This window comes from Campylobacter taeniopygiae (assembly GCF_005406225.1).
GTDB classification, from domain to species: Bacteria; Campylobacterota; Campylobacteria; order Campylobacterales; family Campylobacteraceae; genus Campylobacter_D; species Campylobacter_D taeniopygiae.
This window is the reverse complement of record NZ_NXLY01000005.1, coordinates 57,606-73,029: the sequence shown is the minus strand read 5'-3', so window position 1 is coordinate 73,029 and position 15,424 is coordinate 57,606. Positions and strand designations below refer to the sequence as shown.

The following is a 15,424-nucleotide window of genomic DNA, read 5'->3' as shown; positions in this document are numbered from 1 at the left end:
ATGGATAAAAATGTCATCATTGGGGCGATGACAGCACTTGTTACCCCATTTAAAAATAATAAAATCGATGAGCAATGCTATGCAAAACTTATTCAAAGACAAATTGATAATGGAATTGATGCCATAGTGCCCGTTGGTACGACTGGAGAAAGTGCGACTTTGACCCATGATGAACATAAGGCTTGCATTGAAATTGCAGTAGAAGTTTGTAAAAATACAAAAGTTAAAGTTTTAGCAGGAGCTGGAAGTAATGCGACGCATGAAGCTGTCGATTTGGCACAATTTGCAAGAGATTGTGGAGCTGATGGTATTTTAAGCGTGGCTCCGTATTATAATAAACCAACTCAAAAAGGACTTTATGAACATTATAAAGCAATTGCAATGAGTGTGGATATTCCTGTTCTTTTATATAATGTTCCAGGACGAACAGGTTGTGATATTGCTACAGAAACTGCTATTGAGCTTTTTAGAACTTGTGAAAATATTTATGGGATTAAAGAAGCAAGTGGAAGTATCGACAAGTGCGTGGATTTGCTTGCACATGAACCTAAGATGGTTTTAATCAGCGGTGAGGATGCGATTAATTATCCTATACTTTCAAACGGTGGAAAGGGGGTGATTTCAGTAACTTCAAATTTATTACCCGATAGAATCAGTATGCTAACGCATAGGGCTTTGGAAGAAAATTACAAAGAAGCCAAGCAAATCAATGATGAACTTTATAATATTAATAAAATTTTATTTTGCGAAAGCAATCCAATCCCTATAAAAACAGCGATGCATATAGCTGGATTGATAGAAAATTTAGAATTTAGACTCCCACTTTGTCCTCCTAGTAAAGAAAACTATGCTAAAATACAAGAAGTGATGAAGCAATATAATATTAAAGGATTTTAATGAATCAAGAATTTCAAGGAAAAACTTTAGTGATTAGCGGTGGAACGCGTGGAATTGGTAAAGCTATTGTGTATGAATTTGCTAAAGCGGGTGTCAATGTAGCTTTTACATATAATTCTAATGCGCAAATCGCAGAAGAGATGATAAAAGATTTAGAAATAAACTATAAAATTAAAGCAAAAGCTTATGAATTTAATATTTTAGAACCAGAAACTTATAAAGAAATTTTTGAAAAAATTGATCAAGATTTTGATCGCATAGATTATTTCATTTCAAATGCGATCATTTCAGGTCGTGCGGTAGTTGGCGGATATACTAAATTTATGAAATTAAAACCTAAAGGAATTAATAATATCTTTACTGCAACAGTTAATGCTTTTGTCGTTGGTGCCCAAGAGGCGGCTAAGAGAATGGAAAAAGTAGGGGGAGGAAGTATTATTTCTATTTCTTCTACTGGAAATTTAGTTTATATAGAAAATTATGCAGGTCATGGAACAGCAAAAGCAGCAGTAGAAGCTATGGCAAGATATGCAGCCACTGAACTTGGAGAAAAAAATATCCGTGTGAATGTTGTCAGTGGTGGCCCTATTGAAACGGATGCTTTAAGAGCTTTTACAAATTATGAGGAAGTTAAACAAGCCACTATTGATTTAAGTCCGCTTAATCGTATGGGGCAGCCTGAAGATTTAGCCGGCGCTTGTCTTTTTCTTTGCTCTTCAAAAGCAAGTTGGGTAACCGGACATACTTTCATCGTGGATGGTGGAACTACGTTTAAATGAAATTTATCATCTTGAATATTCAAGATGATACAGGTTAAATCTTTTCTATTTTTACCATAAATGCTTGTCTTGCATTAGATCCTATGACAAAATCGCCTAAATTAGGACTATTTGGTCTTGTAATATCTCTTAAACCTAATTGACTATAAGCAATTCCAGTTTTTCGTCTGATTTTTGCCTTAAGTGTTTTTCCATCTATACTAAGATCTCGTGCTCCTTCTGCATCCCTTCCACCTCCGTGTTCTAAGCCAATTGCACATGGATGAATGCCTTCTTTAACTCTTGCATAACCTATAATTGAGGTTTCATAGGTGCTTAATTTTACTTTATCGCCATTTTTGATATTATATTTTTTTGCACTTTGTGAATTAATATCTATATAGGTGCTATATTTGATCTCTTTTAAGGACTCAAGAGTAGCAGAATAAGAAGAGAAAACATTGGATTTATAATTAAATACTAAAAGATCAAAACCTTCTTTTTTGATAATTTTTTCTCCATTGGCGTATCTTGCATCATAATATTTTATAGTTCCACTGTGTCTTTCTCCGCTGAGTGCATTTTTGGTTGTTGCTAGTTTTTCATTATAAATTGCGATAGCTTTTTTATAAGAATTGCTTAAAGCATTATCTTTATAAGCACTTTCTTTACTCGAAAATCTTCCTCCACGACTCATTATGAAAGCTACTTTTCTCCAATGCTCTTTACAAATTTCTTTTAAGATTTTCTCATATTTTTGCAAACCGCTTATTTTAAACTCTTCATCACTGATATCATTTACAGGATTTTGAGTATCTAATGCAACGTTCAAAAAAGCTCTTAAATAAAAATCTTCAGGCTTATCTAAAGGATAATAATTTCCATCTTTATCTTTAATGGCATCTTTTCCAAAAGAAGGTAAATTTAAAGCTTTTCCGAGTTCAATTAAAAAACTATCCATGCATATACTTTGGCCGTTTTTAAATTTTTCATTTGGACTTTGGATAATAGGAAATCTTAAATGGGTTGTTTTTGTGGTATATCCAGCCCAAGGAGACAACACTCCCCAAGTTTCAAAAAGCACACTATCAGGAACAATATAATCAGCATATAAACTTGTTTCATTGATAAAAGGATCTATGGCTATAAATAATGGAATTGATTTTTTAGGATCTTTTAAAAGTTCAATAGTTTTTGAATTTAAATTTTGCCCATAAACCAGACTAGTTCCCCAAGTTATTAAGGTGCCAAGTTTATATGGATAAGCATTAGCACTGCTTGTTAAAACTTCATTTTCTAAAGCATTGCTTAGTGGATACCATTGATCTTTGGCAGGATATGGATTTTGATTATTTTTGATTTTTTCTTGAAATTCTGTACTTGTTTCATAGGCTTTTCTTGCACGATCTATTCTTGTTCCATAAGGTTTCTTTTTACCTTCGTAGGCTAAAAGATTATACATTTTTCCATTAAAACTATTGAATTTTCCACCTCCTATACTCATACCTCCTTTATGGTTTAAATTTCCCACCATACTTCCTAGCATCATGATCGCATAAGCGGTATAAAATCCTGTTGTATGCATGGTTCCTCCATGGCAATCAGTCGCCACAGCTCTACCATACGAAGTGAATTCTTTTGCTAAATCAGCGATAATATTTGGTTCAATTTCGCATTTTTGTGCATATTCTTCCAAGCTATACTCAAAAACATTTTCTTTTAAAATTTCAAAGCTAGTTTTTACTTGATACATTTGACCTTTGTATTCTACACTTCCGCTAAATTCAAGATCGGCTTGTTTAACTTCATCAGCATTTTTAAGAATGCCATTTTCAAGAACTAAAATTTGATCATTTTCATCTCTTAAAAAAGTGCCATAGTGTGCTTCATTTTGCAAGACAAGATGAGTTGCGTTAGTAAAACTAACATCATTAAGAGCGATTTGAGATTTTAAACTTGGAATTTGTAAATAAGAAAGATTATAAAGTTTATTTTCTATGATCACTCTTAACATCCCCATGACAAAAGCAAGATCGCTCCCTGGTTTTATGGGTATCCATCTTGATTTATTTTCCACTGCAAAAGTATCGGCGTTGGTTAAATTTGGAGTTATAGTGACGTATTTCATTTCTCCTTCACTTCTAGCTTTTGCGAGTAAATGCGCTTGTCTTTTAAAAGGATTTCCAGCTTGTGCGGGTGCGGTTGCTATATTAAGAAGAAATTTACAGTGTTCAAAATCAGGTTTTAAATGGGGATATTTTTGAAAATCATTCAAATAAGCAGCCTCGCCCGCACGCATAGAAAGACCACAGATTGCAGTATGTCCTAAATAATTTATCGTTCCAAAACTTTGAGCAAATCTGTGGGTGATAAAATTTTGCCTTCCTTCATCTCCCGTGCCTAAAATACATAATTTATTTGCCAAAGGACCATAATCTGGATTTTTTTCATCGATTAAAGTTTTTGTATCACAAAATGTTTTAAGCCCTTCAACATGTCCTTCGTTAAATAGATCGCCACCATTTATAATTTCAGAGATCAATTCTTCGATGCTAATACTTTTCCATTTATTTTCCCCACGTTTTCCTACTCTTTTTAAAGGCTTTGTGATCCTAAATTCATCATCAAGTTTATGATGGATAAAATTACCCCTAACACAACATGTAGAACGCATATTTAAGCCATTTTCATTATGATTTGATAAGGCGATAAAACTTTCTTTTAAAGGTGTATTCATATCAAGATAAGGATCGCTTGAAAGCAAACTATAAGGATTTCCACTTACTCTAAGTACTTTTTGGCTTTTTTTGTCGATTTTAGCACGCACAGAACAAAAGGTTACACAACCATTGCAAACACTTGGCATGATGCTAAATTTATCATTAAATTTAATCCCATTTTTATCCAAGGATACTTCGCATTCTTGTGCGTTTGCATAGATGGTATTTTTTGCTTTACTCCCTTTATCTGAAAAAGTCAATGCATGTTTTAAAGTATCAGAATATCCAAGTGCTGAAATTGCACCAATGCTTAATCCTGATCCGATTAAAAATTTTCTTCTTTTCATTGTTTTATTTTCCTTTTATCAATATATTTTTATTAAAAAATGCTAAAGCAAGGCAAAAAAGTGCGATCAAAAGTCCATAATTGCAAATTATGCCTATAAGATTTGAAAAATCTATGTGATATTCTAAAAAAGAAGGTGTGGTTTTTGGAAAAGATTGACCTTTGATCACTAGGGTATATCTAAACATTAAACTTCCAAGTACGCCTAAACATCCTGCTAAAATCACAAAAGGTAGTTTTTGGTTTAATTTTGAAAAACCTATGATTAAAGGCAAAAGAAGGCAAAGTCCCATATCTATGAAAACGATAAAAAATCCTTCTTTTTGGAAGAAAATTTGAGCTACAAATTTATCATCTGTATTAAAGACTAGTAAAAAGCTAAACCAAAAAATTCTTAAAATAATATCAAGCATAGCAAAAAAGGCTAAAAATTTTGCCAAGGTTGAAAATAAAGAAATATTCAATTTTTCATCAGTGAAAAATTTAAGATAAAGTTGTGTTATAAGTATTAACATTCCTATTCCGCTTACAAAAGCAGACGCCAAAAACAAAAGTGGCATTAAAGGAGTGTGTAAAAACACAAATGAGCTTAAAATCGCAATCAAATACGCAGTATAAAATTCGATCCCAAAAGCTAAAATAAGTCCTAAAATTCCAAAATAAAAAAGCATTTTTTGCTTTTTGGATTGATTTTTAAAAAGCACTTGATAGGCTAAATAAAGCTCAAAAAATGTAACAATAAAGAAAGAAATCAATAACAAAACTCCCCATTTCATAGGACTAGTGAAGAAATTTTCCCATCCGTATAAAAAGACATTAATCATTCTTCCAGGTTGGCTTAGATCATCGATCAAATTTAAGGGTGCTACCATTAAAAAAATAAAAGAAATTATAAGGGCTAGGAAGGCTATATTTTTTAATTTTTCTTGTTTAAAGATAAAATAAAAATTAGCAAAAATAAAATTAGCCGCTGAAATTCCTGTTAAAAATAAATAATTGGCTATATTTAAACCCCAAGGCCTTTCAGGGGTTATACTGACTAATGAGTGAATAACGCTTAAATCCATATCAAACTCCTTCGCTTTGCCATAATAATTTTTCATTTTTTGATTTTAATGCATCGTCTAAATCATCCATCGAAATAACATTGTCTGATAATTCTCCATTTAAACCTATGTAAAAAACTTGAGGTTTGGTTCCGCTTTTTTGTTTTAAAACAAAATTTGGAAATTGGCTTAAAAGTTGATAGATTAAAGAATTTTTATCGTTTAAATTTCCTATGATTCTTGCACCTCCAACGCAAGTTTCAACGCAAGCTGGAAGTAACCCCGCATCAAGCCTATGTGCGCAAAAAGTACATTTATCTACCACCTTAGTTTGAGAATTGATAAATCTTTTATCATAGGGACAAGCATTAACACAGTATCCGCATCCCCAGCATGTTTGATTATCTACAACAACAATACCATCTAATCTTTTAAATGTTGCACCCGTTGGACAAACGCTTACGCAAGGTGGATTTTCACAATGATTACAAAGTTGTGGTAAAAAAGCCTTTCTAACATTAGGAAAAGTTCCTATTTCAAATTCAGCAACATTGGTTCTAAATTGATCTTTAGGAACTTGATTTTCAACCTTGCAACTTGCAGTACAAGCATGGCACCCCACACATTTTCTAAGATCAATTAGCATTGCAAATTTTTTATCTTTTTGACCTAAAGCTTCTGGATTTTTGGCATTTCTGCTAGGATTTTTTAAGCTAAAAGCCTTGCCACTAGAAAGTAAGGCTATACTAGCAGCACCTTGCTTAAGAAAAAAACGTCTTTTGTTCATAAATTTTCCTTAATGATTTTAAATGGGATTATTTTAGAAAAAAATAGGGAAAAAATAGGGATATTTTTTAAATGTATTATTAATTTATTTATATTTTTTAAATATTTATAAAATTAATGAAAAATTTAAAATAAAATAATTTATAATAACGCATGCAAGAAATTTTGAATTTATTTAGCAATTTAACTGTTTTAAATGTCGAGGATGAAGAAGGCGTTAGAAAATCATTGAGTGCTAATTTATCCTTTTTCTTTAAAGAAGTTTATGAAGCAAAAGATGGAGAAGAGGCATTAAATTTATTTTTTGAAAAAAATCCTGATGTTATTTTTATGGATATTTGCATACCTAAATTTGATGGTCTTGAAGTGCTTAAAAAAATAAAAGATTTACACAAGAAAATTCCTATTGTAATTGTAAGTGCTTATAGTGAGCAAGAATATTTTTTAAAGGCAATAGAACTTCATATTTGTAAATTTTTAATCAAGCCTTTTAGTCGGGACGAATTTATTAATACGCTTAAGCATATAGCCCAGTGGATGTATGAATATACAGATAATTATAGAATAAAATTACAAGAAGATGTTTTTTATGAGCCCAATACATCAAAGATTTTTCACCATCAAAATGTCTTTACTTTAACAAAAAAAGAAAAACAAGTGTTTGAATATCTTTTAAGAAATAAAAACAGGGCGGTAAGTTTTGACGAACTCGAAATCAAGCTTTACAATGATGTCAATGATCACAAAGAAGCCTTAAAGGCGATTGTTAAACAATTACGCAAGAAAATTCCTTATAAAATCATAGAAAATGTTTTTGGTTTTGGTTATCAATGTGTTTGTCTTTAAATTTTTCAACCAAAACCAAAACGATGATTTTGGTTATAGCTTTATTTATTTTAACTTGTTTAGTTTTTAGCCTTTTAAGGCAATTTGATATTAGAAATTTAATCAATCTTTCCAAAGAAGATTTTAGAAATGAAATTGAAAATATTTATAATACAACCCTAAAACGTACTAAAGAATTTTACATGAGTAGGGCAAAGGCAAATGTTGAATCTGATAATATAAAAATCTATATCAAAAAACAAGATATAGAAAAAATCAACAAATTAACCCTAGTAAGATTTCAAGTTTTAAAAGAAGAAAATCCTTATTTAATCAGTATGAAATTTTTTGATCATCAAGGAAAACTTTTAACCTATTTAGGCGAAGAAAGCCTGTCTTTAAATTTAAACCAAAGCGAATATTTTTTTCTTGATAAAAACAGATTAACCTACCATATCTTAACCCCTTTTTATGAAAATGGTAAATTATTAGCTTGGATTGAATTTTGTTTTGGAGCTGAATATTTTTTAAAGGAGATAGAAGCTTTTTCGAAATTAAAAGGCAGGATTATTTTTGATAAAAATTATAAAAATAAAGATACGATCAAAAAGGATGGAAAATTTTTTATCATACATTCTTTCAATTTAACCGATGAAGCAAAAATGGTTTTTTATCAAGACATCACAAAACAAGAAAAGATTATTACAAAATCTTTCTATGAGGCTTTATTATTATCTTTAGTTTTATTTTGTGTTGTTTTTATTATTTTACATTATGGTTTTAAAGTGCTTATTAAAAGGCTTGAGCTTAGTGAAAATTCTTTAAAAAATTTAAATGCAAATTTAGAGCAAAAAATTCAGCTAGAACTTCAAAAAAGAAGAGAACAAGAAAGAATTTTAATGCATCAAGGTCGTTTGGCTAGTATGGGCGAAATGATAGGAAATATCGCGCATCAATGGAGACAACCTCTAACCGAACTAAATACCATTTTAACACACATAAGCCTTATGTTAGAATTTGAAAAAATAGATTATCAAAATTTTAAAAGACTTGAAAAAAATGCTGAGGATTTGATCTCTTACATGTCAAAAACTATAGATGATTTTAGAAATTTTTTCAAGCCCAATGTTTCTAAAAATTATTTTTACATAGATCAAGCTTTGAGTAAAACTTTAAAGTTGCTAGAAAGTTCTTTTAATTTTATAAAAATAGAAGAAAATTTTGAAAAAAAGATCCAATTTTATGGTTTTGAAACTCAATTTTGCCAAGCAGTCTTAAATATACTTTGCAATGCCAAAGATATTTTTATAGAAAGAAAGATAGAAAATCCTTATATAAAAATAGTAGCTTTTAAAAAAGGACGAAATATCATCATTGAAATTTGTGATAATGCGCAAGGTATTACTATATCACCTATAGAAAAAATTTTTGAACCCTATATCAGCAGCAAACATGCCAATATAGGAACAGGTATAGGTTTGTATATGAGTAAGGTGATTATTGAGAAAAATTTCAAAGGCAGTTTATTAGCAAGTAATGAAAACGACGGAGCAAAATTTAGCATATGCTTAATCGATTTTTAATTTCCAGCCTAAAAATGCCATCGAAATAGAAAGGGCTAAGATAAGATCTAACGCCCAATTTCCAAATCCTATAAACCCTATAGAAAGAACGCTATAAAAAAGCCCACCTACGGCACAATAAATACAAATTGTGCTTAAAGAGCCATTTTCAGCCATTTTTCTACAAGGACAAATTCTAGAAAATTTTTTTTCATTGAATTGATTTTTTTTGCCTTTTCCAAAAAACAAACCCAGTAGGGCAAAAATGTTTAAAAATATAAAAAAATAAACTAAAAACAGATCTAAGTTATCCAAAATTTATTCCTAGAAATATCTTAACCAAGAAGGAATATGTACTTGTTCATTCTTTAGCATTGTTTCTTTTCCATGTCCAGGTAAAAGTCTATAATCATTTTCATAAGCCAATACTCTTTGCAAACTTTCTTTCATAAGTTTTGGATCAGAAAAAGGAAAATCCCATCTTCCTATACTTCTATAAAATAAAAAGTCTCCGCTAAACATTAAATTTTGTCCTACAACTTCTATCATGGTACATCCTGGTGTATGTCCAGGTAAAAAATGGAATTTAAAATCAGTTCCACAAATATTAAGAATATTTTCATCCTCGACTAAAAAATCCGCTTTACTTGGTTCAAATCCTCTATCCATAGGATCATCTAACATAAATTCATCATTTTTGTGTATGTAAATAGGGATGTTGTATTCTCTTTTGACTTTTGCATTATCCCAAACATGATCACAATGCCCGTGAGTGTTTAAAATAGCCAAAGGATTTTTAACATGCTCTTTGATGAATTTTAAAGCTTCAAAACCTGGATCTATGATGATCTCGCCTTTTTGTGTTGATAGAATATAACAATTGGTCATATAAGGACCACAAGCTTGTTGAGTAATTTGCATTTTTTAGCCTTTTTTTTGAATTTTTATATATAATTATATTAGCGAATTATTGTAAAGGTAAGTTATGAATTGCGAACAAATTTTAGAAAATTTGTGTGTTTTTATAAAAGAAGAGCTTTTAAAAAGTGGCAAAGATAATGTTATTTTAGGGCTTAGCGGAGGGATTGATTCTGCTTTAGTCGCTACGCTTTGCAAAAAAGCTTTAGATAAAAATGTTTTTGCACTTTTAATGCCCACTCAGTATTCTAATAAAGATCATTTAAATGATGCTTTGATGCTTTGTCATGATTTAAATATAGAACATAAAATCATTCCTATTGAAACGATTCTTAATGCCTTTATTAAGCAAAGTCAAGATATAGATAAAATTCGCATAGGAAATTATGCAGCGCGTATTAGAATGAGTTTGCTTTATGATTATTCTGCACTTAAAAATGCCCTTGTAATTGGCACTTCCAATAAAAGCGAGTTACTTTTGGGCTATGGAACAATTTATGGGGATCTAGCTTGTGCTTTTAATCCTATAGGTGATCTTTATAAAACGCAAGTGTATGAAATGGCTAAATTTTTAAATTTGCATGAAAACTTTATTAAAAAAAGCCCGAGTGCAGATCTTTGGGAAAATCAAAGCGATGAAAAGGAATTAGGTTTTACCTATGAACAAATAGATTTAGGTTTAAAAGCTATAGAAAATGATGATAAACAAACTATAGATAAATTAGATGAAAATTTACTCAAAATGCTAAAGACGCGTATTAAAAACAATGCCTTTAAAAGATCTATGCCTAAAATCGCAAATTTAATGGAATTTAAGTGAGTGAAGATAAAAAATATCAACTTTGGCTAGATCATTATTTTTTCAAACCTAGTTTTTTTCAAAAATGTTTAGCGTATGCGTTGTTACCTTTGAGTTTTATTTATACATTATTAGCCATCATAAATACTTGGTTTTTTAAAAAAATAGATTTTAAAAAGCCTGTGATCAGTGTTGGAAATTTAAGTTTTGGAGGCAATGGAAAAACACCCCTTTGTAAGGCAATAGCAAGGGAATTTGAAGGTGTTTTTATCGTACTTAGAGGCTATAAAAGAAAAAGTAAAGGTTTGCTTGTTATTAAGCACAATCATGAAATTTTATCCGATGTTACACAAAGCGGCGATGAAGCGATGGAATATGCCTTTGAGGATAAAATTTCAGGCGTAATTGTCAGTGAAAATAGGGCAGAAGGAATCAAAAAAGCTTTTGATTTGGGCGCTAAGATAGTTTTATTAGATGATGCTTTTTCTAAATTTTATATTCAAAAATTCGATATTTTATTAGAGAGCGAAGTAAAGCCTTATTTTAATTTTACTTTACCTAGCGGGGCGTATCGTTTGCCAAAATTTTATAGCAAAAAAGCTGATTTTATAGCACTTGAAAATAGGGATTTTATCCGTTATTCTTATACCAAAGAGAATCCTAAGGCTATATTGGTTACGGCTATTGCGAAACCTTTTAGACTTTATGAGCATTTTATAAAGGCTAGGGCTTGTTATTTTTTTAAAGATCATTATGAATTCAAAAAAGATGAGCTTGAAAAATTACTTAAAAAGCATAATTGTGATACTCTAATGCTTACTTTTAAGGATTATGTTAAAGTGAAAGATTTTGGTTTTAAGTGTCAAATTATAGAATTAAATATAGAATTAAAAGAAAATTTTAAAGAGAAATTGCATCAATATGTAAGGAGTTTTGATTGATTTTAGTTGAAAGTAGAAATATTAACAATAAAGCAGATTTTAAAGAAGCATTGATTAATCCAAATGCGCCACAAGGTGGGCTTTACTCACCTTTAAATTTACCTTATTTTGATGGGGAAAAATACAGCGAACTTTCTTATAATGATTTTGCTTTCAAATTGATAGAAAGCTTTGAATTTGGCTATGAAGAATTATTTAAAAAAGCCCTGAAAAGCTATGAAAAATTTGATCATGGTTTTGCAATCAATTTAAATAAAATCAAAGATAGGGTTTATATTAACGAGCTTTGGCATGGACCTACAAGAGCTTTTAAAGATATGGCTTTGCAACCTTTTGGAGTGCTTTTAAATGAATTTTCAAAAGATAAAAAAATTCTAATCATGTGTGCCACAAGTGGAGATACAGGCCCAGCTACGCTTAAAAGCTTTGAAAATTTAGAAAATATTAAAGTTGTTTGTATGTATCCAAATGGCGGAACAAGTTCTTTACAAGAACTTCAAATGAGAGCTTTGGATAAAAATAATTTAAAAGTTTTAGCTATTGAAGGCAATTTTGATGATACACAACGTATTTTAAAAAATCTATTAGCAAAAGCAGAATTTAGAGAAAAATTAAAAATGCAAGATTACGAGCTTTGTGCTGCAAATTCTGTCAATTTTGGACGCATTTTGTTTCAAATAATCTATCATTATTATGCGAGTTTAAAATTATGGAATGAATTTAAAGAAAAGATTGAAATTATCGTTCCTAGTGGAAATTTTGGAAATGCTTTAGGGGCTTATTATGCAAAAAAAATGGGTGCTAAAATTGCAAAAATAAAAATCGCATCCAATGCAAACAATATTTTAAGTGAATTTTTCAATAAAGGCATTTATGATTTGCGGGGTAAAATTCTTAAAAAAACTATATCTCCAGCTATGGATATTCTTATTTCTTCCAATATAGAAAGACTGCTTTTTGATAAATTAGGCGATTTAAGAACCAATGAGCTAATGAATTCGCTTAAAAATCAAAATTATTTTATTCTTGATCAAAAAGAATTGCAAAGTTTGCAAGAAGATTTTGAAGCTGATTTTTGTGAAGATAGTGAGTGTATGAGATTTATCAAAGAAAGTAAAACTTTAATCGATCCACACACCGCAACTTGCTTTAAAATGCTAGATACTTCAAAACCAAGCATTATCACTTCAACAGCTGAATGGACAAAATTTACTCCAAGTATGATTAAGGCGATTTTTGATAGAGATTGTAAAGATGAAAAAGAAGATTTTAAACTTTTAGCTAAAAATTTTAATCTAGAAGTAAAGGAAGAAATTTCTAAACTTTTTGATTTAAATTTGCAAGATAAAAGAGTGTATAAAAGCGAAGAAATTGAAAATGAAATTTTAGAATGGATGAAAAAATGATTATTATACCTACAAGATTAAACTCAACGCGTTTTCCTAAAAAAATTCTTTGTGATATAGGTGGCGTTCCTATGTTTATAGCGACTGCTAAACAAGTACAAGAAGTCGATGAGGTTTGTATAGCGGTTGATGATGAAGAAATTTTAGAACTTGCTACAAAGTATCATTTTAAAGCGGTTTTAACCAGTAAAGAGCATGAAAGTGGCACAGATAGAATCAATGAAGCTTGTCAAAAACTTGCTTTAAAGGATGATGAAATTATCATTAATGTACAAGCGGACGAACCTTTTATAGAAAGCAAAAATTTGCTTTTATTTAAAGAATTTGCACATTCTTGCTTAGATAAAGAAGCTTTTATGGCAAGTTGCTATAAAAGCATAGATAAAAAACAAGCCGATGATCCTAATTTAGTTAAAGTGGTTTGCGATAAAGATAATTTTGCTTTATATTTTTCAAGATCAAAAATTCCTTATGAAAGAGAAGGTTATCAAGATAATTTTAAAGGGCATTTAGGAATTTATGCTTATAGTGTAAAAGCTTTGCGTGAATTTTGTGCTTTAAAAAATTCAATGCTTGAAAAAACTGAAAAACTAGAGCAGTTAAGAGCGATTGAAAATGGGAAGAAAATCAAAATGCTGGAAATTAGCACTCAAAGCATGGGGATTGATACTCAAGAAGATTATGAAAAGGCTTTGAGATTTTATAAAAATTTGTAAAATTTTATGTATTTTAATACATATTTTTAATTTTAATTAAGGAGAAATAATGAAAAAAATTGTTTGTTTTTTAACGATGTTTTTTGCCTTACATTTGATGGCAAAAGATTTGGTTGTGGGTATGGAGTTGGGTTATCCACCTTTTGAAATGAGCGATAAAAACGGAAAAGCAAGTGGGATTAGTGTCGATTTTTTAGATCAATTTGCTAAAGAACACGGTTATAAACTCGTAGTTAAAAATATAGCTTGGGATGGTTTAATACCTGCCCTTAAAACTGGAAAAATAGATCTTATTATGTCTTCTATGACGATTACTGATGAACGTAAAAAGGTTGTGGATTTTACTATCCCTTATGCACAGGCTAATTTGGCAATTTTAACTCCTATTAACTCAAAGATCAAAAGCATAAAAGATTTAGATAAAAAAGGAGAAATTTTAGCTTTAAAACGTGGATCTACAGGGCATTTATATGCAAGTAAAAATCTTAAAAACGCAACCATACATCTTTTCGATAAAGAAAGTGCGGCGATTTTGGAAGTTATACAAGGCAAAGCAGATGGATTTTTTTATGATCAACTGACTATTTATAGAACTTGGCAAAAACATCAAGATACTACAAGAGCTATTTTAGCACCTTTTCAAAAAAGTCCAGAATTTTGGGGTATAGCTATAAGAAAAGGCGATACAGATCTTAAAAAACAATTGGATGATTTTATAAGTAAAAGCAAAAAAGATGGATTTTTTGACTCGCTTGGAGAAAAATATTTAAAAGATGTTAAAGACACTTTTAAAAAGAATCATTTGCAATTCTTCTTTTAAGTTTATAAGAAAAGACTTTTTAGTCTTTTCTTTATCACGTTACAAAACTTTCTACTAATCTTTGAATCAATAAATTCCAACCATCAACAAGAACAAAGATCAAAAGTTTAAAAGGCAGGGAAATCATTACAGGTGGGAGCATCATCATACCCATAGCCATCAAAACAGAACTCACAACCATATCTATAACTAAAAAAGGCAAGTAGATTAAAAAGCCTATTTCAAAAGCCGTTTTAAGTTCAGAAATCATAAATGCAGGTACTAAAACAGTTAAAGAAACATCATCAATCGTTTTAGGATTTGGCAAGTGGCGTATGCGATAAAATAAAGCTAGATCTTTTTCTCGAGTATTTTTTAACATAAAATCTTTAAAGGGCTTGATGCTTTTATTAAAGGCTTCTTCGTAGCCGATTTTTTCCGCTAAATAAGGCTTGATACCTTGATTATAAGATTTTGTAGCCACAGGTTCCATGATGAAAAAGGTTAAAATTAAAGCAAGAGTTACCAATATAGTATTTGGTGGCATACTTTGTGTTCCCATAGCTTGACGCAAAAAAGAAAAAACAACGATTAAGCGTAAAAAAGAAGTCATAACAAAAACTATACTCGGAGCAAGCACTAAGATTGTTAATACTATGACTATATTTAAAGTTGTAACAAGTTGATTAGGAGTATTTGGAGCACTAAGACTTAAATTTACCGTAGGAATTGTTGCCTCAGGTGCTGCAAAAAGAGTGCTAAAACAGGCACTCATTATCAATAAAAAAAATATTTTTTTCAAATGCTAACCTTAGATTTTGATTTTAAAAATAGGCTTTATTTTAACTTTTGATGACTAAAAAAGAGTTTAAAACTTTTGTTTAAAATATCCAAAACTTAACTTT

15 protein-coding genes are annotated in these 15,424 nt (G+C 30.2%); 9 read left to right on the top strand and 6 right to left on the bottom strand.

Features of this window, described 5'->3' with window-relative positions; translation table 11 throughout:
- Both dapA and CQA75_RS03535 read left to right on the top strand, forming a co-directional pair.
- A complete protein-coding gene (gene dapA, locus CQA75_RS03540; protein ID WP_137623684.1) occupies positions 1–897 on the top strand; it encodes a 4-hydroxy-tetrahydrodipicolinate synthase in 897 nt (298 codons plus the stop codon).
- Positions 897–1,676 carry an enoyl-ACP reductase gene (locus CQA75_RS03535; RefSeq protein ID WP_137623683.1) on the top strand — a complete coding sequence of 260 codons (780 nt, stop codon included), beginning with the start codon at positions 897–899 and terminating at the stop codon, positions 1,674–1,676. Before dapA ends, CQA75_RS03535 begins: the two co-directional genes overlap by 1 nt.
- A 34-nt stretch (positions 1,677–1,710) precedes the next feature.
- Here the strand turns inward: CQA75_RS03535 and CQA75_RS03530 are convergent, their stop codons facing one another.
- Genes CQA75_RS03530 through dsrO form a run of 3 tightly spaced genes read right to left on the bottom strand, consistent with a single transcriptional unit; the run spans position 1,711 to position 6,554 of the window.
- Positions 1,711–4,722, bottom strand: a complete 3,012-nt coding sequence (locus CQA75_RS03530) for a molybdopterin-dependent oxidoreductase (RefSeq protein WP_137623682.1) — start codon at positions 4,720–4,722, stop codon at positions 1,711–1,713.
- Positions 4,723–4,726: 4 nt separating this feature from the next.
- Positions 4,727–5,788, bottom strand: coding sequence for an NrfD/PsrC family molybdoenzyme membrane anchor subunit (gene nrfD / locus CQA75_RS03525; protein WP_171000074.1), 1,062 nt, complete (start codon positions 5,786–5,788; stop codon positions 4,727–4,729).
- Between the two features lies 1 nt (position 5,789).
- A complete protein-coding gene (gene dsrO / locus CQA75_RS03520; protein ID WP_137623680.1) occupies positions 5,790–6,554 on the bottom strand; it encodes a sulfate reduction electron transfer complex DsrMKJOP subunit DsrO in 765 nt (254 codons plus the stop codon).
- Positions 6,555–6,718: 164 nt separating this feature from the next.
- On the opposite strand from dsrO, the gene CQA75_RS03515 reads away from it, so the two are divergent.
- Positions 6,719–7,399: a response regulator transcription factor gene (locus tag CQA75_RS03515; RefSeq protein ID WP_171000073.1), complete on the top strand. Its 681-nt coding sequence runs from the start codon at positions 6,719–6,721 to the stop codon at positions 7,397–7,399.
- Complete coding sequence (locus CQA75_RS03510) at positions 7,384–8,961, top strand: ATP-binding protein (RefSeq protein WP_137623678.1); 1,578 nt, start codon at positions 7,384–7,386, stop codon at positions 8,959–8,961. The genes CQA75_RS03515 and CQA75_RS03510 overlap by 16 nt, the downstream gene beginning before the upstream one ends.
- Here the strand turns inward: CQA75_RS03510 and CQA75_RS03505 are convergent.
- Complete coding sequence (locus tag CQA75_RS03505) at positions 8,947–9,255, bottom strand: hypothetical protein (protein ID WP_137623677.1); 309 nt, start codon at positions 9,253–9,255, stop codon at positions 8,947–8,949. The two genes, CQA75_RS03510 and CQA75_RS03505, sit on opposite strands and share 15 nt — an antisense overlap.
- 9 nt (positions 9,256–9,264) lie before the next feature.
- A complete protein-coding gene (locus CQA75_RS03500; RefSeq protein ID WP_137623676.1) occupies positions 9,265–9,861 on the bottom strand; it encodes an MBL fold metallo-hydrolase in 597 nt (198 codons plus the stop codon).
- A 64-nt stretch (positions 9,862–9,925) separates the two neighbouring features.
- Here CQA75_RS03500 and CQA75_RS03495 point away from each other — a divergent pair, with 64 nt between their 5' ends.
- The 5 genes from CQA75_RS03495 to CQA75_RS03475 are packed head-to-tail and all read left to right on the top strand — an operon-like array spanning position 9,926 to position 14,540.
- A complete protein-coding gene (locus CQA75_RS03495) occupies positions 9,926–10,678 on the top strand; it encodes an NAD+ synthase (protein ID WP_137623675.1) in 753 nt (250 codons plus the stop codon).
- Positions 10,675–11,598, top strand: coding sequence for a tetraacyldisaccharide 4'-kinase (locus CQA75_RS03490; protein WP_137623674.1), 924 nt, complete (start codon positions 10,675–10,677; stop codon positions 11,596–11,598). The genes CQA75_RS03495 and CQA75_RS03490 overlap by 4 nt, the downstream gene beginning before the upstream one ends.
- A complete protein-coding gene (gene thrC, locus CQA75_RS03485; protein ID WP_137623673.1) occupies positions 11,595–13,004 on the top strand; it encodes a threonine synthase in 1,410 nt (469 codons plus the stop codon). Before CQA75_RS03490 ends, thrC begins: the two co-directional genes overlap by 4 nt.
- Positions 13,001–13,720, top strand: coding sequence for a 3-deoxy-manno-octulosonate cytidylyltransferase (gene kdsB, locus CQA75_RS03480; protein WP_137623725.1), 720 nt, complete (start codon positions 13,001–13,003; stop codon positions 13,718–13,720). The genes thrC and kdsB overlap by 4 nt, the downstream gene beginning before the upstream one ends.
- Positions 13,721–13,769: 49 nt before the next feature.
- Positions 13,770–14,540 (top strand): transporter substrate-binding domain-containing protein, encoded by a 771-nt coding sequence (locus tag CQA75_RS03475; protein ID WP_137623672.1) that lies wholly within the window; start codon positions 13,770–13,772, stop codon positions 14,538–14,540.
- A gap of 34 nt (positions 14,541–14,574) precedes the next feature.
- On the opposite strand, the gene fliP is transcribed toward CQA75_RS03475, so the two are convergent.
- Positions 14,575–15,294 (bottom strand): flagellar type III secretion system pore protein FliP, encoded by a 720-nt coding sequence (gene fliP, locus CQA75_RS03470; RefSeq protein ID WP_407920021.1) that lies wholly within the window; start codon positions 15,292–15,294, stop codon positions 14,575–14,577.
- Between the last annotated feature and the right edge of the window lie 130 nt (positions 15,295–15,424).

Excerpts from the sequence above, each read along its gene's own strand:
- dsrO (WP_137623680.1), bottom strand. The coding sequence starts at position 6,554 with ATGAACAAAAGACGTTTTTTTCTTAAGCAAGGTGCTGCTAGTATAGCC.
- CQA75_RS03495 (WP_137623675.1), top strand. The coding sequence starts at position 9,926 with ATGAATTGCGAACAAATTTTAGAAAATTTGTGTGTTTTTATAAAAGAA.
- CQA75_RS03475 (WP_137623672.1), top strand. The coding sequence starts at position 13,770 with ATGAAAAAAATTGTTTGTTTTTTAACGATGTTTTTTGCCTTACATTTG.
- fliP (WP_407920021.1), bottom strand. The coding sequence starts at position 15,294 with ATGAGTGCCTGTTTTAGCACTCTTTTTGCAGCACCTGAGGCAACAATT.
- CQA75_RS03530 (WP_137623682.1), bottom strand. The coding sequence starts at position 4,722 with ATGAAAAGAAGAAAATTTTTAATCGGATCAGGATTAAGCATTGGTGCA.
- nrfD (WP_171000074.1), bottom strand. The coding sequence starts at position 5,788 with ATGGATTTAAGCGTTATTCACTCATTAGTCAGTATAACCCCTGAAAGG.
- kdsB (WP_137623725.1), top strand. The coding sequence starts at position 13,001 with ATGATTATTATACCTACAAGATTAAACTCAACGCGTTTTCCTAAAAAA.
- CQA75_RS03500 (WP_137623676.1), bottom strand. The coding sequence starts at position 9,861 with ATGCAAATTACTCAACAAGCTTGTGGTCCTTATATGACCAATTGTTAT.
- dapA (WP_137623684.1), top strand. The coding sequence starts at position 1 with ATGGATAAAAATGTCATCATTGGGGCGATGACAGCACTTGTTACCCCA.
- CQA75_RS03510 (WP_137623678.1), top strand. The coding sequence starts at position 7,384 with ATGTGTTTGTCTTTAAATTTTTCAACCAAAACCAAAACGATGATTTTG.
- CQA75_RS03535 (WP_137623683.1), top strand. The coding sequence starts at position 897 with ATGAATCAAGAATTTCAAGGAAAAACTTTAGTGATTAGCGGTGGAACG.